Source organism: Mesorhizobium sp. WSM3864 (assembly GCF_002294955.1).
GTDB lineage: Bacteria > Pseudomonadota > Alphaproteobacteria > Rhizobiales > Rhizobiaceae > Mesorhizobium.
This window is the reverse complement of record NZ_NSGD01000001.1, coordinates 653241-673587: the sequence shown is the minus strand read 5'-3', so window position 1 is coordinate 673587 and position 20347 is coordinate 653241. Positions and strand designations below refer to the sequence as shown.

At 63.8% G+C, this 20347-nt stretch carries 17 protein-coding genes and 1 pseudogene; 6 read left to right on the top strand and 12 right to left on the bottom strand.

Annotated features, from left to right (window positions below; translation table 11 throughout):
* The 4 genes from trpC (at position 1) to lexA (ending at position 3356) form a co-directional block, all read left to right on the top strand.
* Complete coding sequence (gene trpC / locus CK215_RS03320) at positions 1-816, top strand: indole-3-glycerol phosphate synthase TrpC (protein ID WP_170950217.1); 816 nt, start codon at positions 1-3, stop codon at positions 814-816.
* Positions 817-818: 2 nt separating this feature from the next.
* Positions 819-1298 (top strand): cyclic pyranopterin monophosphate synthase MoaC, encoded by a 480-nt coding sequence (gene moaC, locus CK215_RS03315; protein WP_095830060.1) that lies wholly within the window; start codon positions 819-821, stop codon positions 1296-1298.
* Position 1299: 1 nt separating this feature from the next.
* Positions 1300-2505 carry a gephyrin-like molybdotransferase Glp gene (glp, locus tag CK215_RS03310; protein WP_095830059.1) on the top strand — a complete coding sequence of 402 codons (1206 nt, stop codon included), beginning with the start codon at positions 1300-1302 and terminating at the stop codon, positions 2503-2505.
* A 116-nt stretch (positions 2506-2621) separates the two neighbouring features.
* Positions 2622-3356: a transcriptional repressor LexA gene (gene lexA, locus CK215_RS03305; protein WP_066992799.1), complete on the top strand. Its 735-nt coding sequence runs from the start codon at positions 2622-2624 to the stop codon at positions 3354-3356.
* Here the strand turns inward: lexA and CK215_RS03300 are convergent.
* Positions 3340-5802 (bottom strand): ComEC/Rec2 family competence protein, encoded by a 2463-nt coding sequence (locus CK215_RS03300; protein WP_095830058.1) that lies wholly within the window; start codon positions 5800-5802, stop codon positions 3340-3342. The genes lexA and CK215_RS03300 overlap by 17 nt on opposite strands.
* A 102-nt stretch (positions 5803-5904) precedes the next feature.
* Here CK215_RS03300 and gltX point away from each other — a divergent pair, with 102 nt between their 5' ends.
* Both gltX and gltA read left to right on the top strand, forming a co-directional pair.
* Positions 5905-7329, top strand: coding sequence for a glutamate--tRNA ligase (gene gltX / locus CK215_RS03295; RefSeq protein WP_095830057.1), 1425 nt, complete (start codon positions 5905-5907; stop codon positions 7327-7329).
* A 181-nt stretch (positions 7330-7510) separates the two neighbouring features.
* Positions 7511-8839 (top strand): citrate synthase, encoded by a 1329-nt coding sequence (gene gltA, locus CK215_RS03290; RefSeq protein ID WP_095777720.1) that lies wholly within the window; start codon positions 7511-7513, stop codon positions 8837-8839.
* A gap of 82 nt (positions 8840-8921) precedes the next feature.
* On the opposite strand, the gene lpxB is transcribed toward gltA, so the two are convergent.
* The 11 genes and pseudogenes from lpxB to pyrH form a co-directional block, all read right to left on the bottom strand.
* Positions 8922-10103, bottom strand: coding sequence for a lipid-A-disaccharide synthase (lpxB, locus tag CK215_RS03285; RefSeq protein WP_095830056.1), 1182 nt, complete (start codon positions 10101-10103; stop codon positions 8922-8924).
* Entirely contained in the window at positions 10093-10995 is a 903-nt protein-coding gene (gene lpxI / locus CK215_RS03280; RefSeq protein ID WP_095830183.1) for a UDP-2,3-diacylglucosamine diphosphatase LpxI, read from the bottom strand. The genes lpxB and lpxI overlap by 11 nt, the downstream gene beginning before the upstream one ends.
* Entirely contained in the window at positions 10982-11818 is an 837-nt protein-coding gene (gene lpxA / locus CK215_RS03275) for an acyl-ACP--UDP-N-acetylglucosamine O-acyltransferase (protein WP_095830182.1), read from the bottom strand. The genes lpxI and lpxA overlap by 14 nt, the downstream gene beginning before the upstream one ends.
* Positions 11819-11833: 15 nt before the next feature.
* Positions 11834-12295: a 3-hydroxyacyl-ACP dehydratase FabZ gene (fabZ, locus tag CK215_RS03270; protein WP_066992658.1), complete on the bottom strand. Its 462-nt coding sequence runs from the start codon at positions 12293-12295 to the stop codon at positions 11834-11836.
* Complete coding sequence (lpxD, locus tag CK215_RS03265; protein ID WP_095830055.1) at positions 12288-13343, bottom strand: UDP-3-O-(3-hydroxymyristoyl)glucosamine N-acyltransferase; 1056 nt, start codon at positions 13341-13343, stop codon at positions 12288-12290. The genes fabZ and lpxD overlap by 8 nt, the downstream gene beginning before the upstream one ends.
* A 78-nt stretch (positions 13344-13421) precedes the next feature.
* Positions 13422-15794: an outer membrane protein assembly factor BamA gene (bamA, locus tag CK215_RS03260; RefSeq protein ID WP_095830054.1), complete on the bottom strand. Its 2373-nt coding sequence runs from the start codon at positions 15792-15794 to the stop codon at positions 13422-13424.
* A gap of 218 nt (positions 15795-16012) precedes the next feature.
* Positions 16013-17155 carry an RIP metalloprotease RseP gene (gene rseP, locus CK215_RS03255; RefSeq protein ID WP_095830053.1) on the bottom strand — a complete coding sequence of 381 codons (1143 nt, stop codon included), beginning with the start codon at positions 17153-17155 and terminating at the stop codon, positions 16013-16015.
* A gap of 103 nt (positions 17156-17258) precedes the next feature.
* Complete coding sequence (locus tag CK215_RS03250) at positions 17259-18074, bottom strand: phosphatidate cytidylyltransferase (protein WP_095830052.1); 816 nt, start codon at positions 18072-18074, stop codon at positions 17259-17261.
* Between the two features lie 10 nt (positions 18075-18084).
* Positions 18085-18816, bottom strand: a pseudogene (locus tag CK215_RS03245) (isoprenyl transferase); the annotation flags it as partial.
* Positions 18817-18836: 20 nt separating this feature from the next.
* Positions 18837-19391 (bottom strand): ribosome recycling factor, encoded by a 555-nt coding sequence (gene frr / locus CK215_RS03240; RefSeq protein WP_082980388.1) that lies wholly within the window; start codon positions 19389-19391, stop codon positions 18837-18839.
* Between the two features lie 89 nt (positions 19392-19480).
* Positions 19481-20203: a UMP kinase gene (pyrH, locus tag CK215_RS03235; RefSeq protein ID WP_067319888.1), complete on the bottom strand. Its 723-nt coding sequence runs from the start codon at positions 20201-20203 to the stop codon at positions 19481-19483.
* Positions 20204-20347 lie beyond the last annotated feature (144 nt).

The following is a 20347-nucleotide window of genomic DNA, read 5'->3' as shown; positions in this document are numbered from 1 at the left end:
ATTTTGTCCGATATCCTGCGCAAGATCGAAGCCTACAAGCGCGATGAGATCGCCGCCGCGAAGCTCAGCGCGCCGCTTGCCGAGGTCAAGGCGAAGGCCAAGGATGCGGAACCGCCGCGCAGCTTCCTTGCGGCGCTCGAGGCCAAGCGTAAGGCCGGCGGCTTCGCGCTGATTGCGGAGATCAAGAAGGCCAGCCCCTCCAGGGGCTTGATCCGCGCCGACTTCGACCCGCCGGCGCTCGCCAGGGCCTACCAGCAAGGCGGTGCTGCCTGCCTTTCGGTGCTGACCGACGCGCCGTCCTTCCAGGGCGCGCCCGGCTTTCTGACCGCAGCGCGCGCCGCCGTTAGCCTGCCCGCCCTGCGCAAGGACTTCCTCTTCGACCCGTATCAGGTTCATGAAGCCCGCGCCTGGGGCGCGGACGCGATCCTCATCATCATGGCGAGCGTCGACGACGCCTTAGCCAGTGAATTGGAAGCCACGGCCTTCGATCTCGGCATGGACGCGCTGGTCGAGGTGCATGACGAACAGGAGATGGAACGCGCGCTTCGCCTCTCGTCGCGGCTGATCGGCATCAACAACCGCGATTTGAGAACCTTCGAAACCAGCCTCGACGTTTCCGAGCGGCTTGCCGCCATGGTCCCGGACGACCGGCTGCTGGTCAGCGAGAGCGGCATTTTCACCCATCAGGACTGCCGGCGGCTGGAAAAGAGCAAGATCGGCACCTTCCTCGTTGGCGAAAGCCTGATGCGGCAGGCCGACGTGGCCGCCGCGACCGCCCTTCTGCTGACGGGCAAGGCGCCGGCCGAGGCCGTCTGAGAATGCCCGCGCTTACGCATCTCGGCGCCAAAGGCGAAGCCAACATGGTCGATGTCGGCGGCAAGGCCGAGACGACGCGCACGGCTATCGCTGAAGGGTTGGTCACCATGCAGCCGGAAACGCTGGAGATGATCCTGGCCGGCGACGCCAAGAAAGGCGACGTGCTGGGCACGGCGCGCATCGCCGGCATCATGGCGGCCAAGAAGACGCATGAGCTCATCCCGCTTTGCCATCCCCTCCTTCTCACCAAGGTGTCCGTCGAGATCGAGCCCGACCACGCGCTCCCTGGCCTGAGGGTCAGCGCGCTTGCCAGGGTTACCGGCAAGACCGGGGTGGAAATGGAGGCGCTGACCGCGGCGTCGGTCGCCTGCCTCACCATCTACGACATGGCCAAGGCAGCGGACCGCGCCATGGCGATTTCCGGCATCAGGCTGGTCGAGAAGACCGGCGGCAAGTCGGGCGACTACAAGGCAGGTCCTTAGCATGGCTTTGCTTCCGGTCGCCGAGGCGCTCCAACGCCTGTTGGACGGCGCGACCGCGCTGCCAGGCGAAAGCGTGCCGCTGGCCGACGCGGCCGGCCGGGTCCTGGCCGACCCCGTGGTGGCTCTGCGCACCCAGCCGCCCTTCAATGCGTCGGCGATGGACGGCTACGCCGTACGGGCCGCCGACGTAGCCTCGGCGCCCGCCCGGCTCTCCGTGATCGGCATGGCCCCCGCCGGGCGTGGCTTCACCGGCTCTGTCGGCAAGGGCGAGGCCGTGCGCATCTTCACCGGCGCGCCGCTCCCCGAAGGCGCCGATACCGTCGTTATCCAGGAGAATGTCCGCGATCTCGGCGGCGGCAGCATCGAAGTGACCGAGCCGACCGCGGAAGGACGCAACGTCCGTCGCCGCGGGCTCGACTTCTGCGAGGGCGACCTGCTCCTCGAAAAAGGCCGCCAGCTCGATCCGGCGGCGCTTTCGCTGGCGGCATCGGCCAACCATCCGAGTCTCAACGTGGTGCGGCAGCCGCTGCTCGCCATCATCGCCACCGGCGACGAATTGCTGCCGCCGGGCAGCGCGCTCGGCCCCGACCAGATCATCTCGTCGAATGCCTATGGCGTCACAGCTACGGCCCAGTCGGTCGGCGCGCGCGCGCTCGACCTCGGCATTGCCGCCGACCGCAAGGACGCGATCGCGGCCTTGGTCAAGAAGGCGGTCAAGGCCGGCGCCGACGTCATCGTCACGCTTGGCGGCGCCTCCGTCGGCGACCACGACCTGATCCACGACGTGCTGACCGGCGAAGGCATGCAGCTAGACTTCTGGAAGATCGCCATGCGTCCCGGCAAGCCGTTGATGTTTGGCCGGCTCGGCGACATTCGCTGCATCGGCCTGCCCGGCAATCCCGTCGCAAGCCTGGTCTGCTCGCAGCTGTTCCTGAAGCCGCTTCTGGCGCGGCTGGGCGGCCGGTCCTGCCGGCAGGAAATCCGCACGGCCCGGTTAGGCGCCGCAATGCACGCCAACGATCTCAGGCAGGACTATGTGCGCGCCGTGGTCCGCGAAGATGCGGGGGCGCTGATCGCAACACCGTTCGGCATCCAGGATTCCTCGATGTTGAGGATGCTCGCCGATGCCAATGGCCTGATCGTGCGCCAACCCTTCGCACCGGCGGCTGAAGCCGGCGAGGAATGCAGCATTCTGATGTTACGCTGAACAAAACGTCAACACATTCACTAAACTTTAAACGGTTGCGGAACACAACTGGAACAGATAGTGTTTGTTCTGGGTTTGTTTTTCTGATTCTGGTTTCAGAACCCATGGGGGCCGCCATGCTGACGCGCAAACAACATGAACTGCTGATGTTCATCCATGAACGGCTCAAGGAAAGCGGCATTCCGCCGTCTTTCGACGAGATGAAGGAAGCGCTCGACCTTGCCTCGAAATCGGGCATCCACCGCCTGATCACGGCGCTGGAGGAGCGCGGTTTCATTCGCCGGCTGCCGAACCGGGCGCGTGCCCTTGAAGTGCTGCGCCTACCTGACTCGATCGCGCCCGGCCTCAATGCGGCGAAGAAATTCTCGCCGAGCGTCATCCAGGGCGGCCAAGGCAATCTCGGCCGCCAGATCAAACCCGCGGCGCCCGCCCGCACGCCGACGCCCAGCAATGACGACGACGCCGTTTCAGCCGTCTCTATCCCGGTGATGGGTCGCATTGCCGCCGGCGTGCCGATCGACGCCATCCAGCACCAGACGCATTCGATCACAGTGCCGCCGGACATGATCGCCGGCGGCGAGCACTACGCGCTCGAGGTCAAAGGCGACTCGATGATCGAGGCCGGCATCTTCGACGGCGACACGGTCATCATCCGCAACGCCAGCACTGCGAGCCCCGGGGAGATCGTCGTGGCGCTGGTCGACGACGAGGAGGCGACGCTGAAGCGCTTCCGCCGCAAGGGCGCCTCCATCGCGCTCGAGGCTGCCAATCCGGCCTATGAGACGCGCATCTTCGGTCCCGATCGCGTCAAGGTTCAGGGCAAGCTAGTCGGGCTCATCCGCCGCTACTGAGGGGCTGCGGCTTGGCTTCCGGCTTCTCGGGCTTCTTGTAAGGCGCCAGCCCCCTGGCCTCACGCGAGTAGCGCCGCTGTTCGTGCCAAGGGCGGTACGGTTTTTCGACGGCGTATTGAATGGTTGCTCGCGCCGTCGCCGATTGCGGATCGAAGAAGACAGCGGCACTGCCGTCGCGCGCAAGTTGCCGCTTGGTGACGACGAGGATACGTGGATCGCGGCAGGGATTGTAGGCCGTGGCGTCGTTGATGACGATGAGGTCCGCGAAGTCGCAGGCAGGCCGGGCAGCTTCACGGTTCTCGGCGAGCGCGACGATTGCGCCCGATGGATGCCGGCCAATGCAGAGATCGCCCGTGCAGTAAAAGGGCGATCCAGGCGGCAGGTCGACGGGATCGGCCAAGTCCAGCGTGCCCTTGGCGAATGTCTCCGGCGGCACGATCGTTTCGGCCTTGAGCGCGCGTTTCCAGTTATCGGTGGTGAACTCGTTGGAGCGGGCACGATTGACGGCGAGTTCGCCCCCGCCGATCGGCATCGCCACCAGATGCGCGTCCTCCGAGATCAGCAGGTCCGGCGTGCGCACCTGCGGGATGATCATGACGGCCGCGGCAGCGAAAGGAATTGCGGCCAGCCTGAGCCACGTAGTCGCCATCGTAGCGATGACGAGCGCGATCGTCGCCAGCAGCACCGAATGGATCGAGATCAGGCCCACGGCATCGACCGGCGACCACTCCGAAATCCAAGCCGAGATCGCGATCATCGCCGCCAGGCCGTTGCCCATCAAATAGAGGAAGGGCCCGTCGAAGCCGAACGGCATCATGACCGCGCTGGCGACGGCGAGAAACATCACGATCGTGACGATCGGCATGATCGCGAGATTGGCCAGCAGGCTGAGCGGCGAGACGCGCTGGAAATGCCAGATGGCAAACAGCGCCGTGGCACTTCCGGCAATGATCGACGTCATTGCGGCGCCACCTGCTCCGACTGCCAGTTTGTGCGACATGAACCGCAGGAACGAACGCTTTGCCGGCGGCGCTCTCACCTTGCCGGCGCGGTAGTCGGACCAGCCGGCATAGGCGCCGACAAGGGCGGCGGTTGCCGCGAACGACATCTGAAAGCTCGGGCCAACCACTTCATGCGGCGACACCAGGATGACGGCGATGGCCGAGATCGCCAAGTTGCGCATCGTCAGCGCGGCGCGGTCGAAAAGCACGGCGATCAGCATGACGGCCAGCATGATGAAGCTTCGCTCGGCGGCGACCACCACGCCAGAGATGACGAGATAGGCGGCGATCGACATAAGCGCGATTGCCGCGGCATATTTCTTCACTGGCCGGCGTGACGAAAAATCCGGGAACAGCGCAAAGGCGCCGCGCAGCAGAAGCATGACCGTGCCGGCGACCAGCGCCATGTGGAGGCCCGAAATCGAGATGATGTGATAGATGCCGGTCCGCCGCATCGCCTCGTTGATGTCCTCGGGAATGCCGGCGCGCACGCCGACGATCAGTGCAGCGGCAATCTCGCCTTCGGCTCCGCCAATGGTGCTTCTGATGTGATCGGCAATGTTTTCGCGCGCGTTCTCGATGGCTGAGGCGATGCTCGTCTGAGCGATCGGGTCGGTTGGCGGAATGAGTTTCGGGTCGCCGAGGAAAAATCCACTGCCGCCGATGCCGGAAAAATAGCTGTCGAAGGAAAAATCATAGCTTTCGGGACGGACCGGCCCGGTCGGCGGCAGAAGCCGCGCGTAACCCGTCACCAGCGATCCGGCCTTCATGCCGGCCGAGATCCTGCGTGCCGAGAGCCTGACGCGATCCGGCGCGTAGCGCAGCTTTGGATGCGCGGTCGAGACGAGATCGATGGTTAGCCTGACGCGGCCATTGGCCATTTCCTCGGCGATGACGACGCGGCCTGTCAGCCGCGTCTGGATTTCGGAGCCGAGCATCGGTGTAGAGGCGCGCCAGGTCTCGACCTTCGCGGCGACGAATCCCAGCGCGCAAAACAACGCCGCCATAAAGACCAGGTGTGTCTTCAGCCAGGGACGCGAAACGGCCGCGCAGAGAGCCATCAGCGCCACCGCCGCCATCGGTCTGTAAAGATCCGGCTCGGCGCTCAAGGAATAATAGAGTATCACGCCGGCGGCCAGGAACACCGGCACCAGCAGGAAGCCGATGCCGCGGTCGAGCTCGGTGGAGGCTGCCTCGGCCACACCCCGGCGAAACGCGGAAAACGAGGCACGGCGGAACCACCTGCGGATTAAGTCGATGGCTGCCGGCGGACGAGCTTGCAGCGAAGCATCGCCGTCCGGCGGCAAAATTTCGGCGGCCGGACGCGGGACTGGAACCAAAACCGGTACAGCCTCGGCAGGCACGATGGCGGCAAACAGCAGGCGCTCGCTCACGCCAGCCGTCGTCTCCTCGCCCTCCTCCGCACCCCGGCCACGTCCAGCCATCGGGTCTGCCCCTTGCGCCCCAGACCTCCTATGCTACATGAACGCCCACCGCGCGAAAGTCCGCGCAAACATGCCCGCTTCAGTGCTTCTTCCGAGAGTTCCATGTCCGACAAGGTCGTCACCCGCTTTGCCCCCTCGCCCACCGGCTATTTGCACATCGGCGGCGCGCGCACGGCGCTGTTCAACTGGCTCTACGCCAGGCACACGGGCGGCACGATGCTGCTGCGCATCGAGGACACCGACCGCGAACGCTCCACCGAAGCGGCGACGGCCGCTATTCTTGACGGACTGACCTGGCTCGGCCTCTCATGGGACGGCGAGGCCGTGTCGCAGTTCGAGCGCGCGCCGCGCCACCGTGAGGTGGCAGAGGAGCTCGTACGGCTGGGCAAGGCCTATTTCAGCTATGAGACGCCTGCCGAGCTGGAGGCGATACGCGAGGCGGCGCGGGCCAAGGGTCTGCCGCCGCGCTACAATGGCCAGTGGCGCGACCGCGACCCCTCCGAGGCGCCTCCCGGCGTCAAGGGCGCCATCCGCATCAAGGCGCCGACCGAAGGAGAGACCGTCGTGCACGACCGCGTGCAGGGCGAGGTGCGCTTCCCAAACAAGGACCTCGACGACTTCATCATCCTGCGCTCGGACGGCAACCCGACCTACATGCATGCCGTCGTCGTCGACGATCACGATATGGGCGTCACCCACATCATCCGCGGCGACGATCACCTGACCAACGCCGCGCGCCAGACCGTAATCTACAACGCCATGGGTTGGACCGTGCCGTCGATGTCGCACATCCCGCTGATCCATGGCGCCGACGGCGCCAAGCTGTCGAAGCGCCACGGCGCGCTCGGCGTCGAGGCTTATCGCGCCCTGGGCTATCTACCGGAGGCCCTGCTCAACTATCTGGCTAGGCTCGGCTGGAGCCACGGCGACGACGAGGTGATGTCGATCAAGGATATGATCTCCTGGTTCGACATCGGCGACGTCAACAAGGGCGCCGCCCGGTTCGACTTCGCCAAGCTCGAGGCGCTGAACGGCGTCCATATGCGCAAGATGGACGACAAGGCGCTCTTTGATGTTTTCGTAGCCACCCTGCCCTATCTCGAGGGTGGCCCGGCGCTCGCGGCCAAGCTCGACGACAGGCGCCGGGCACAGCTGCTTGCTGCCATGCCGGGCCTGAAGGAGCGGGCAAAGACGTTGGTCGAGCTTGTTGATGGAGCCGGCTTCCTGTTCGCCGAGCGGCCCTTGCGGCTCGACGAAAAGGCTGCGGGTTTGCTTGGCAGCGACGCCCGCGCCATTTTGCGCGGCGCCCATGCCGCGCTCGCCGCGATCTCCAGCGACTGGAGCGCCGCGACCGCGGAAGCCGCTATTCGCGATTTTGCGCAGGCAGGCGGCCATAAGCTCGGCGCCGTGGCTCAACCGCTGAGAGCCGCGCTCACCGGCCGCAGCACCTCGCCCGGCGTGTTCGATGTGCTCGCTGTGCTCGGCCGTGAGGAGAGCCTGGCGCGGGTTGCGGATCAAATCGATTAGGAGCGAACTGGCCCAAGAAGATTGGCATTGAAAGGTGTGTTTCGCAGTGCAACATTAGACCTTGGCCCAATCTGGCACGCACCTCCTAAAATGCGGTGGCAAGTTCGCGCATTCCGGTGATTTCGACGTGTCGTTTGCAGGAATTGCCTTGCCGGCATGAGGAAACATAAAGGAGTTTGCAATGAGCGAAGCTGCGACAAAACTGGAATCGGGCGGCAAGGCGCGCGAGTCGACCGCAAGGCTCGAGCTCGCCGGCAAGACGCATGAATTCAAGGTGCGAAGCGGCTCGACCGGGCCCGACGTCATCGACATCGGCGCGCTGTACAGCACCACCGGGGCCTTCACCTACGATCCCGGTTTCACCTCGACGGCAAGCTGCGAGTCGGCGATCACCTTCATCGACGGCGACGCCGGCATCCTGCTGCATCGCGGCTACCCGATCGACCAGCTCGCCGAGCACGGCGACTTCCTCGAGGTCTGTTATCTCCTGCTCTACGGCGAATTGCCGACCAAGGCGCAGAAGGACGACTTCGACTATCGCGTGACGCGCCACACCATGGTGCATGAGCAGATGTCGCGCTTCTTCACCGGCTTCCGCCGCGACGCCCATCCGATGGCCGTCATGTGCGGCGTGGTCGGCGCGCTGTCGGCCTTCTACCACGACTCGACCGACATCTCGGACCCATATCAGCGCATGGTCGCCTCCATGCGACTGATCGCCAAGATGCCGACGATCGCGGCGATGGCCTACAAATACCACATCGGCCAGCCCTTCATTTACCCGAAGAACGAGCTGAATTTCGCCGCCAACTTCCTGCACATGTGCTTTGCCGTGCCGTGTGAGGAGTACAAGATCAATCCGGTGCTGGCGCGCGCCATGGAGCGCATCTTCATCCTGCACGCCGATCACGAGCAGAACGCGTCGACCTCGACGGTTCGCCTCGCCGGCTCTTCGGGCGCCAATCCGTTCGCCTGCATCGCGGCCGGCATTGCTTGCCTCTGGGGCCCCGCGCATGGCGGCGCCAACGAGGCGGCCCTCAACATGCTGGGCGAGATCGGCCATGTCGACCACATCCCGGAATTCATCGCCCGCGCCAAGGACAAGAACGACCCGTTCCGCCTGATGGGCTTCGGCCATCGCGTCTACAAGAACTACGATCCGCGCGCCAAAATCATGCAGAAGACAGCGCATGAGGTGCTGGGCGAGCTCGGCATCAAGGATGATCCGCTGCTCGACATCGCGATGGAGCTGGAGAAGATCGCGCTGACCGACGAGTATTTCATCGAGAAGAAACTCTATCCGAACGTCGACTTCTATTCGGGCATCACGCTGAAGGCGCTGGGCTTCCCCACCACCATGTTCACCGTGCTGTTCGCGGTCGCCCGCACCGTCGGCTGGATCGCGCAGTGGAAGGAAATGATCGAAGATCCGCACCAGAAGATCGGCCGCCCGCGCCAGCTCTACACCGGCGCCACGGAGCGCGATTACGTGCCGATTGCGAAGCGGTGAGTGAGCGAATAGCGAAATAGCGAGTAGCGAATAGGGACAGAACTCGGCGGCGCTGAGCGGCGCCCAGCCTACTCGTTATTCGCTACTCCCTATTCGCTTTTCTGATGCACCCCAGCACCACCTCTGCAGCAATCTCGCCCGACGGCCTGTCGGTCGCCATGCGCCTGGCGATTTCGGCGAAGCCTGCCCGCTGCCAGGCGCGCATGCCGGTATCGGCAAACAGGGCTTCCACCTGACGCGCCAGGTTCTCTGGCCGGACATACTGATCGTAGAACTCCGGCACCAGCGCGCGATCGGCGATCAAATTGGGCAGCAGCGCCGACCAGGTCGTCACCAGATGCTGCAGCAGCTGCCTCGCGATCGGATCGAGCTTGTAGCTGGAGACCATTGGAACACCGCAAAGCGCAAGCTCGAGTGAAACGGTTCCGGAGGCGATCAGAGCCGCATCGGCCTTGCCGAAAGCCAACCATTTGCGCTCCGGATCGGTGATGATCTCGGGCTTCTCGTCCCAACGCGTGACGGATGTTTTCACCAGGTCGGCGACATGCGGCACCGTCGGCAGCATCAGCCGCAAGCGGTGACCGCGCTGATGCAAGACCGATATCGCCTTGCCGAACGGCTCGATCAGCCGGCGCACCTCGCCGCGGCGCGAGCCGGGCAGCACGAGCAGCGTCTTCACGCGATCCTCCGACAGGTCCCGCGGCAATCTCTGCGCCTTGGCGGCGCCAAGCACGCCGGGATCCCGGGTCAGCCGGTGGCCGACATAGGTGCCGGGCGGCCCACCAAGTCGGGTGAGCGCCTTCACTTCGAAGGGCAGGATGCAGAGGATGTGATCGACATAGGGCTTCATCGCCGCCGCCCTGCCCGGCCGCCATGCCCACACGCTCGGGCAGACATAGTGGACGATCGGGATGGCGGGCGCGGCGGCGCGGACCCTTTTGGCGATGCGCAGCGAAAAATCAGGGCTGTCGATGGTGATCAGGCAATCCGGCCGCTCCGCCGCGATGGTGCCGGCTGTTTGGCTGATCCGGCGCATCAGCCGCGGCAGGTCGCGCAAGACGGCGCTGAAGCCCATCAGCGCGATCTCGCTGCCGTCGAAGAGCGGTGTCAGCCCCAGTTCCTGCAGATGCCGGCCGCCGATGCCGACGAGCCGGATCTTACGACCGGTGGTCTTCTCGAGCGCACGCACGATGTCGGCGCCGAGCAAGTCGCCCGATTCCTCGCCCGCGACGATGGCGATCTTGAGCGGCCTCTCACTGGCCATCGGTCGGCTCCGTCGCGGGAAATCCGACGATGAACAAGCCAAGCGCATTGGCCCGCGCGAGAGTCGCCGGGCCCTCGAGAATGAGCGAGCGGCCGGCTTCGACGGCGATGCCGGCAAGGCCGGCCGCATGTGCGGCCTCGACCGTCTGCGGGCCTATCGAGGGCAAGTCGGCGCGCAGCTCCTGCCCTGGCTTGGCGCATTTGACGAGAACGCCGCGCGTCTTGCCGGCGAGCCTGCCGTGCCCGCGCAATTCGCGCGTCCTCTCGAGCAGGCCTCTAGTGCCTTCGATGCCTTCCAACGCGATAGCCCGCCCTCCGACCGCAATCGCCGCCTGGCCGATGTCGAGCTCGCCGATGGCCTTGGCCGCCGCGCGGCCCGCCTCGATATCGCGCCAGTCCGATTGCTTTGGTCCTGCCTTGGTCAGCGTGCCCTCGCCGGCAGCGAGATCTGGAACGATCTCATGCGCTCCGACCACCGTGATACCGCGCCTTTCCAGCCCGCGCGTCAGAACCTTCAAAAGCCCGTCGTCGCCGCGGGCCAGCGCCATTGCCACGGAGGGGATTATCGTCAGCAGACTGAGCGTTGGACGTATCTTCGCAAGCCGCGGCCTGCGCTTGATCTCGCCGGCAAGAACCAGGTGGTTAATGCCTTCGCGCTTCAGCAAGGGAAGCAGGAAGCCGATGTCTTCGAGCGCAAGCGTCGCCTGCTCGTAGGCGGCAAAGTCCACTTCGCGATCCACCTCGCCCTCGGCCAGGATGATGAAAGGCGAATGTCCCTGTCTGACCAGACCTTCCGCCACTTCGACCGGCAGGCTGCCGCCACCGGCGATGATGCCGACCCTGGAGCCCGGCGCGAGTGCAAGCCCTGACCCGGCGGGCTCAGCCCTCGTCATCGCCATCGTCATCGCCGCCACCGCCCTTGAGCGGCGGGACGGCATAATGCCGCTTGCCGCGACTGGTGATGAAGTCGATCATCTTCATGGCCGTCGGTGACGAGGCGAACTCCGCCTTGGCGATCTCGACATTCTCCCCGACCGTGCGGGAGTGGTCGAAAATCGCCCTGTAAGCCCTGCGCAGCATGTAGATTTCGGCGCGCGGCAGGCCGGAGCGCTTCAGGCCGATGACGTTGAGCCCGCGCAGCTTGGCGCGATTGCCGACCGCGATCGCATAGGGAATGACGTCGCCGACGACCGCCGAGCAGCCGCCGATAAAGGCGTTGTCGCCTACGCGGACAAACTGATGCACGGCGGTCAGGCCGCCGATATAGACATTGTCGCCGATCTCGCAATGCCCGCCGAGCGTCGCCCCATTGGCGAAGGTGGCATTCTTGCCGACGACGCAGTCATGGGCAATGTGGGCATAGGCCAGGAAATTGCCATTGTCGCCGATCGCCGTCTCGCCGCGGCTGGAATCGGTGCCGACATGCATGGTGACGCCTTCGCGGATGGTGCAATTTTCGCCGATGACCAGCGTCGTGCGCCCGCCCTTGTGCTTGGTGTTCTGCGGCGGCGCCCCGAGCGTCGACATTGGATAGACCTTGGTCGAGCCGCCGACGGTGGTCGCGCCCATCACCGAGACATGGCTGATCAGCTCGACGCGATCGCCGATGACGGCATCGGCGCCGACATGGCAGAAGGGTCCGATACGCACACCTTCGCCGAGCTGGGCACCTTCTTCGACGACCGAGGAAGGGTGGATTGATGTCTGAACTTTCATGAGCATTAGAAACCGTCAGCCGGTGACCATCATAGCCGAAACTTCGGCTTCGGCGGCCTTTGCGCCATCCACCATCGCCTCGCAGGCAAATTTCAGCAGGTTGCCGCGCTTCTTGATCTTCTTGACGTGGATCCTGAGCTGATCGCCGGGGACGACCGGCTTGCGGAACTTCGCGTTGTCGATGGTCATGAAATAAACCAGCGACGGCTTTTCCGCATTGAGGCTGCGAATGCAGATCGCGCCGGCGGTCTGGGCCATGGCCTCGATGATGAGCACGCCCGGCATCACCGGCTGCTGCGGGAAATGGCCCTGGAAATGCGGTTCGTTGATGGTCACGTTCTTGATGCCGACCGCGGAGTCGTCGCCGTCGATTTCGACGATACGGTCGATCAGCAGAAACGGATAACGGTGCGGCAGGAGCTTCATCAGCCCCATTATGTCGACCGCCTCAAGTGTCGTCGCAACCGTGTCAGCCATTTCCGTCGCCCTGCTTGCGCGTCCTGGCCAGCCTGCGCAGCATCGCGATCTCACGCATGGCTTCCGCCATTGGCTGTGCCGGATAGCCTCCCCAGACCTCGCCCGCCGGCACGTTGCTCATGAATCCACTTCTCGCAGCAAGCTTGGCCCCGGGACCGATGGTCAAATGATCGGCGAGGCCGACGCCGCCACCCATGGTGACGTTGTCGCCGACGACGACGGAACCGGAAATACCCGAAAGCCCGGCTATAATGCAATTGCGGCCGATGCGAACATTGTGGGCGATCTGCACCAGATTGTCGATCTTGGTGCCTTGTCCGATGATCGTGTCGGACATCGCACCGCGATCGACGGTCGAGTTGGAGCCGATCTCGACGTCGTCCTGGATGATGACGCGGCCGATCTGCGGCACGCGCTCAGGTCCCTTCGCGCCGGCCACGAAGCCGAACCCGTCCTGACCGATCCTTGCACCGCCATGAATGATGACGCGGTTGCCGATCAGCGCATATTGGATGCTGGCGCCCGGACCGACATAGCCATCACGACCTATCTTGCACGAGCGGCCAATGACGGCATGGGGCGCAATGACAGTGCCGCTCCCGATGGCAGCGCCGGGACCGATCACGGCACCTGCCTCCACGATCGCACCGGCTTCGACATGCGCGGACGGGTCGATGTGCGCTTGCGGCGAAATGCCGGTTTCGCCGGTCATCGGCCCGGGCGTGGCGGCCTGCGGAAAGAGCAGCCGCCCCACCATGGCGAAGGCCTGCTGCGGGCGCGGATGCGCCAGCACCGCAATCCCCTGCGGCGCCCTGTTGGCGAAGTCGGCAGGACAGAGAACGGCAGCCGCCTTGAGCGAATGCATCAAGGCGAAATTGCGCTTGCCGTCGACAAAGACGAGCGCACCGTCGCCACCCTCATTGGCGGGCGCCAGCGCGTCGATGGCGATGTCGGCCTGCGAGGAATCAATAAGATTGGCGCCGGTCAGATTCGCGACCTCGCCAGCCGTATACCGGCGTGAAGGCGCGAAGAACACCGGATCGGTCATTCCACAAACATTATCCAGCTAGGTCGGATCAGTCGATTCCGGGCCATCACACGACCCGGAAACATCGTAACCCGCGGATTAGAAACGGGTCGCTATGCCGAAGTTGAATTCCTGCACGTCGTCGGTCGGTTCCTTCTTCACCGGGATCGCATAGTCGATTCGGATCGGACCGAACGGTGACGCCCACATCAGCCCGACACCGACCGAAGCGCGCAGCTTCATATCGGTCGAGGACTGGGTGACGCCTGCAGTATGAATTGCGCTGCCATAGAGCGTTGCAGCATCGGCAAACACCGCGCCCCGCAAGCCAAAGCTTTCCGGAATAGCCGGCAACGGGAACTGGGCTTCGGCCGAGGCATTGAAATAGGTCGTGCCACCGAGATGGTCACCCGTATTGGTATCTACAGGGCCGATGCCGCCATATTCGAAGCCACGGATCATACGATCAGTGCTTTGGAACTGGTCGAAGATGCGCAGACCATCGTTGCCATACCCGGCGATATGGCCAGCGCCACCGGAGATCAGACCAACCAGATCGAGCTGCTCGGATAGCGTTTGGTAGACGCTTGCGCGCCCGGTCAACTTCACCCACTTGGCGTCACCACCGAGACCGGCAACCTCGGTCGTACCAGTGACGTAGAGCCCTTCATGCGGGTTCTTCATGTCGTCGATGGTGTTGTAGACTAGCCCGAGGCTGACCGACGACTTAATCCATGGGCTTTGCTCTACGCCTTCCAAGATAGCCGGCGAAATGGTGCACGGGCTGCCAGGAATATAGGTCCCGTTGGTCAAGCAACTGTCGTCGACCTTATATTTCTCTTGCGAGATATTGTACGCCAGCTGCGTCGAAATACTGTCGGTGATCGGCAGCCCGAAGCGGATGGTCGCGCCCGTGGTATCACTGTCGTAGTGATTGTTATATTCCCTGGTCGACTTGTAGATGTCGAAGCCCGCCGCGATGCGCCGGCCGAGGAAATACGGCTCGGTGAAGGAGATCGCATAGTCGCGCGAGTTCTTGCCGCCGCCAGCCGACAGCTTGATGTACTGGCCGCGGCCGAGGAAGTTGCGCTCGGTGATCGAGCCTTCGACGGACGGACCCGGCGTGTCGCCGCCGGTCGAATAGCCGGCGCCGACCGAGAACTCACCGGTCGACTTCTCGACCACATCGACCACCAGGACGACTTGGTCCGGAGCGGACCCGGGGACGGTCGAGATGTCGACTTTTTGAAAATAGTCCAGAGCTTCCAGGCGCTTCTTCGCGCGCTGGATAAGCACCTGGTTGAACGCGTCGCCTTCGCTGACATCGAATTCGCGCCGGATGACATAGTCGCGCGTGCGGTCGTTGCCGCGGATTTCGATACGTTCGATATATGCCTTGGTGCCCTGGTCGATTGTGTAGACGACCGAGATTGTATGATTCTCGAAATTGCGGTCGCCGCGCGGCGTCACCTGGGCAAACGCATAGCCTGAGCCGGCGACCTTTTCGGTGAGCGCAACGATCGTGTCCTCGACGTCCTTGGCGTTATACACATCGCCCTTGTGCGTCTGGACCACCGATTCCAGCGACTTTGAGTCGACCTCGGGAATCGTGCTCTCGACACTGATGTCGCCGAAGTTGTAGCGCTCGCCTTCCTGCACGGTGATGGTGACCGTGTATTTGTTGGTGGCTTCGTCCAACTCACCGACGGCCGAAACGACCTGGAAATCGGCGTAACCGTGATTGTAGTAGAAGCGGCGCAGCAACTCCTGATCGGCGCGCAGTTTGTCCTCGTCATAGACGTCGTCGCGCAGCACGAACGAAAGCCAGGACGAACGCTTGGTGTTGATGACGTCCGACAGGCGACGGCTGGAAAAAGCGCTGTTGCCGACGAAATTGATCGCCGCGATCTGCGTGCGCGCGCCTTCGTTAATGTTGAAGACCACGTTCACGCGATTGTCGCCGAGGTCCATGATCTGGGTGGTCACGGCGGCGTCGTCGCGGCCGATACGCCGATAGGCAGCCTTGACCGCCTCGACGTCGGCGTCGAGCGCCTGCTGCGAGAAGGTCGCGCGCGGCTTCAGCTGCACAGCGGCCTGGAGCGCGTTGTCCTTGAGCTTCTTGTTGCCCTGGAACAGGACTTGGTTGACCACCTTGTATTCGGAAACCTTGACGACCAGGGTCGAGCCGACCTGATTGATCTGGACGTCCGAGAACAGCCCGGTGCCGAACAGGGCTTTCACGGCGCTATCGACATCGGCGCTTGAAAACGCCTTGCCGGGCTTGATCGCGATGTAATTGCGGATGGTTTCGGCATCGACACGCTGGTTGCCGCTGACCTCGACCCTGCTGACCACTGCTGCTTCGGCTACCGATGTGGCAACGAACTGCACTGCGAGCGCGCCTGGCAAAACCAGGGCGGCGGACAAAGCCGCCGCGGACGCGGCGCTCAGAAACTTGGATGCTGCCTTCATCGGGCTTTTGTACCTTTTTCTCGTAGTCCCCACGGCGAGAAAACCGGACGTGCGGTATTTTCCCTTACCGTATTAACCGGATTTCCCCTACACGCAAGGCTCCCGGTTAATTTGTATTTACTTAACCCTGTTGCGTGGCTTTCGTGTCACGCATATCCCCACGCATGGTAAACGGCGTCTCAATATGGGTGGGGCCGAAGCCAAATTCCTTCATGATTTCAGCACCCAAACAGATCATTCCAAAAAACGAAACCCATAAATCCGAGCACCAGAAGGAGACCGGTCCGGTAGGCCATCTCCATCATCCGCTCCGACACGGGCCGCCTTATGACGGCCTCCACGCCGTAGAACAAGAGGTGGCCGCCGTCGAGAGGGGGAATCGGTAGCAGATTGAGAATCCCTATCCCGACTGACAGGAATGCAACAAGCTGCACCAGCCACTCGAAGCCGAGTTTGGCCGCCTGACCCGACATTTTCGCGATCTTGATCGGGCCGCCGAGTTGGCATTTGTCCTCGCGCCCGACGACGAAACGTTGCAGAAATTGCCCGGTGCGCTCGATCACATGCCCGGTTTCCTCGACAGCCGCCGCCAGCGCGCCCGCGGGCGTGTAGGAGACCAGTCGCGGCTGCCCGAGCTCCGCATTGTTGGCCACGCCGATGATCGCGACCTTGACCTTGTTGCCCAGCGCATCCTGCTGCTCCATCGGTTCCGGTGTCGCGGTGACGGTGATTTCCTTGCCGTCGCGCAACATGGTGAAGGTGATGGCGTCGCCGGCGCGGCCCGAAACCAGGCGCTGAACGTCGGCGAAGGTCTCCACCTTGTTGCCGTCGACTCTGACGAATCGATCGCCGGGCTGAATGCCCGCCCGCGCCGCCGGGCTGCCGGCGCTGACTTCGGCCACCATCGGCTCCATCACCGGGCGGCCGTAGAGGGAAAACAGCACCGCGAACACGGCGATCGTTAGCAGGAAATTGAACAGCGGCCCGGCGACGACGGTCGCCGCGCGTTTCCAGATCGGCTGGGTGTGGAAGGCGACCTCGCGCTCGGCCTCGCTCAGCGATTCGAGGTCCTCGGTGCTCGGCTGGCTCGATGTCGCGTTCATGTCGCCGACGAATTTGACGTAGCCGCCAAGCGGAATGACGCAAAGCTTCCAGCGGGTGCCGTGGCGGTCGTTGAAACCGAAGAGCTCCGGGCCGAAGCCGATGGCAAAAGCCTTGACGCCGATGCCGCACCAGCGGCCGATGAGGTAGTGGCCCATCTCATGCACGAACACCACGACGGTGAGCACGAATAGGAACGGCACAAGGGTGCCGAGGACAAAGCCCTGCGTGCTGAAGAGCGCGTGAAGAATCTCGTTCAAGTCATGCCCTCAAAATTCGCCCAGCGCGACAGTCCGCCGCGACTGTGGCATCAATCCGGGCGAATCCGTGGCACGCGTCGTTTTTGCCCATTGGCGACGCCAGTCAGTTCGGAAACAGCCCCATTGCCGGATGGTCGGCGCCCGCCGCAATCCAACCGATGACGTACAGGGCGAACGCAGCCGCGACAAGCCCGTCCACCCTGTCCATGACGCCGCCATGGCCGGGAATGAGATTGCTCGAATCCTTGCAGCCGTGCCGGCGCTTGACCCAGGATTCGAACAGATCGCCAATCTGCGAGACGATCGAGAGTGCCAAGGCGACGAGGCCAAGCATAGTGAGATTGCCGGCCCCGGCGGCGATTGCCAGCACCAATCCGGCAGCGATGCCGCCGACAGCGCCGCCAAGCGCGCCGCTCTGCGTCTTGCCGGGCGAGATCGATGGCGCAAGCTTCGGGCCGCCGACCCTGCGGCCGACGAAATAGGCCGCTATGTCGGTCGCCCAGACGACCGCGAACAGGAAGAGGATGGCGATCAATCCTGAGTGGCTGTCCCCGCGCAGATAGGCGAGCGACAAGCCGGACAACGACGCGTATGCCAGCCCCGAGGCCTCCCACTGCGCTGCTCCCCGCAGCCGCGCGGCAACAGCGACGATAGCAGTGATGGCTGCGACCAGAAGCAGCAGCCAAAGTGCCGGCAGGCCGGCGATCAGCACGCCGATGAAGACCAGAATCAGCACTTCCGGCAGAAAGCCGAGCGTCGCACCGTTCTCAGCGCGCGACATGCGCGTCCATTCGTAGAAGATCAACGCCGCGATCGCCGCACAGAACAGGCGGAACGGCAGCCCGCCGAGCCAGGTGAGCACAAGTGTGGCGGCTGCCATCACGATGGCCGAGATGACACGCTGCTGGAGATTGCTCATCGATGCCGCGCTACAAGGCGACGTCGCGGGCGGCGAGCCCGCCGAAACGGCGTTCGCGGCCGGCAAAGTCGCGCAGGGCGTCGGCCAGGTGCTCCCGGCTGAAGTCCGGCCAGTAGCAAGGCAGGAAGACAAGCTCGCTATAGGCGGCCTGCCACAAAAGGAAGTTCGACAGCCTCAGCTCGCCGCTGGTGCGGATCACGAGGTCTGGATCGGGAATGCCCTCGGTGTCGAGCGAGCCGGCAAAGCTGTCCATCGTGATCGCGTCGCTTGTCATGTCGCCACGAGCCACGGCATCGGCGAGCTTGCGCGCGGTGCGCACGATCTCGTCGCGCCCGCCATAGTTGAAGGCGATGACCAGCGTCAGCGCCTCATTGCCGGCGGTCAGCGATTCGGCCTCCTGCAGCAGGCCTCTGATGTCCGGCTGCAGCCCCTCCCTGTCGCCGATCACCCTCACCCGCACGCCGTTTTGGTGCAGCTCGGCGAGATCGCGGCGGATGAAGAGCTTCAGGAGGCCCATCAGGTCGCTGACCTCGGATTTCGGCCGCGACCAGTTTTCAGAGGAGAAGGCGTAGACCGTCAGATAGGAGATGCCGAGCTCTGGTGCGGCGCGCACCGTCTTGCGCAAGGCTTCGACGCCGGCGCGGTGGCCGGCAAGCCTCGGCATGCCGCGCGCCTTGGCCCAGCGTCCGTTTCCGTCCATGATGATCGCGACATGCGCGGGGGTTGTCATGGTCTCGCTTTCGAGCCGGTGAGAAACCGACCCTAAACCTGCATGATTTCAGCTTCCTTATCGGAAAGCAGGTGATCGATGGTGCTGATCATCTCATCGGTCAGCTTCTGAACCTGGTCGGAGCGCTTGCGATGATCGTCTTCGCTGATCGTGCCGTCCTTTTCCGCCTTTTTGAGGAAATCCATGCCGTCGCGACGGACATGGCGAACCGCGACGCGGGCGTTCTCGGCATAGCCGTGCGAGATCTTGACCAGTTCCTTGCGGCGCTGCTCGTTGAGTTCGGGCAAAGGAATCCTCAGATTGGTGCCGTCGACGATCGGATTGAAGCCAAGATTGGCCTCGCGGATAGCGCGGTCGACGGCGCTCACCATCGATTTGTCCCAGACCGAGACCGAAATCATTCGCGGCTCGGGCACCGATACATTGGCCACCTGGTTGATCGGCATCGTCGTGCCATAGGCATGAACCTGGACGGCGTCGAGCAGGTTGCTGGAAGCGCGGCCGGTGCGCAGCGAAGCGAGATCGTGCTTGAAGGCCGCGATCGCCCCGTCCATGCGCCGCTTGAGATCGTCGTACTCGCCACTCATGATCATCTCCTCGACCCGTTCGCCGGGTTCACTGCTTGTCTTCTAGTCTCGTCCGGGACCGGCGATCATTCAGCCGTCTTCGGCCCCAGTCAATTGTCCGCGACGATGGTGCAACGGCCGCCGCCTCTTAGAATTTCGCCGAAACCACCTTTTTCGTGGATCGAGTAGACGATTATCGGAATGTTGTTTTCACGCGCAAGTGCAATCGCGGCCGTATCCATGATCGTAAGCCCGCGTTTGATGACTTCGGCATGACTTATGCGGTCGAAGCGCACCGCATCCGGATCCTTCTTCGGGTCGGCCGAATAGACGCCGTCGACCTGGGTGCCCTTGAACAGCGCGTCGGCGCCGATCTCGGCGGCGCGCAGCGCTGCGGCCGAATCGGTGGTGAAGAACGGATTGCCGGTGCCGCCGGCAAAGATCACCACCTTGCCCTGGTTCATATAGGCGGTCGCCTGGCGCTGTGAAAAACTTTCGCAGAGTTCCGGCATGGCAATGGCCGAAAGCACTACGGCGTCGACGCCGATTTTGTTCAGCGAGGTGCGCAACGCCAGCGAGTTGATGACGGTGGCGAGCATTCCCATGTGATCGCCGGTGACGCGGTCGCCGCCCTTGGAGGCGACGGCCACGCCGCGGAAGATGTTGCCGCCGCCGATCACGACTCCGACTTCGACGCCAAGCGCCCGCGCCTCGGCAATGTCGGCTGCGATACGGTCGACGACCGAGACGTCGATGCCGAAATGCTGTTCCCCCATCAAGGCTTCGCCCGAAGCTTTCAGCAAGACACGTCGATAGAGGGGCTTCACCGTCATCTGGTTCCTCGAAAAATCTCGGCGCGGGCAAATCTGGAGGCGAAAGGCGCCTCGCTTCGCCTGGCGGCGCTGGCACGATGGTTCGACCCGATACACGAAGGGCGCGGCGATGTCACGCCGCGCCCTCGCGCAAAATTCCAGGCT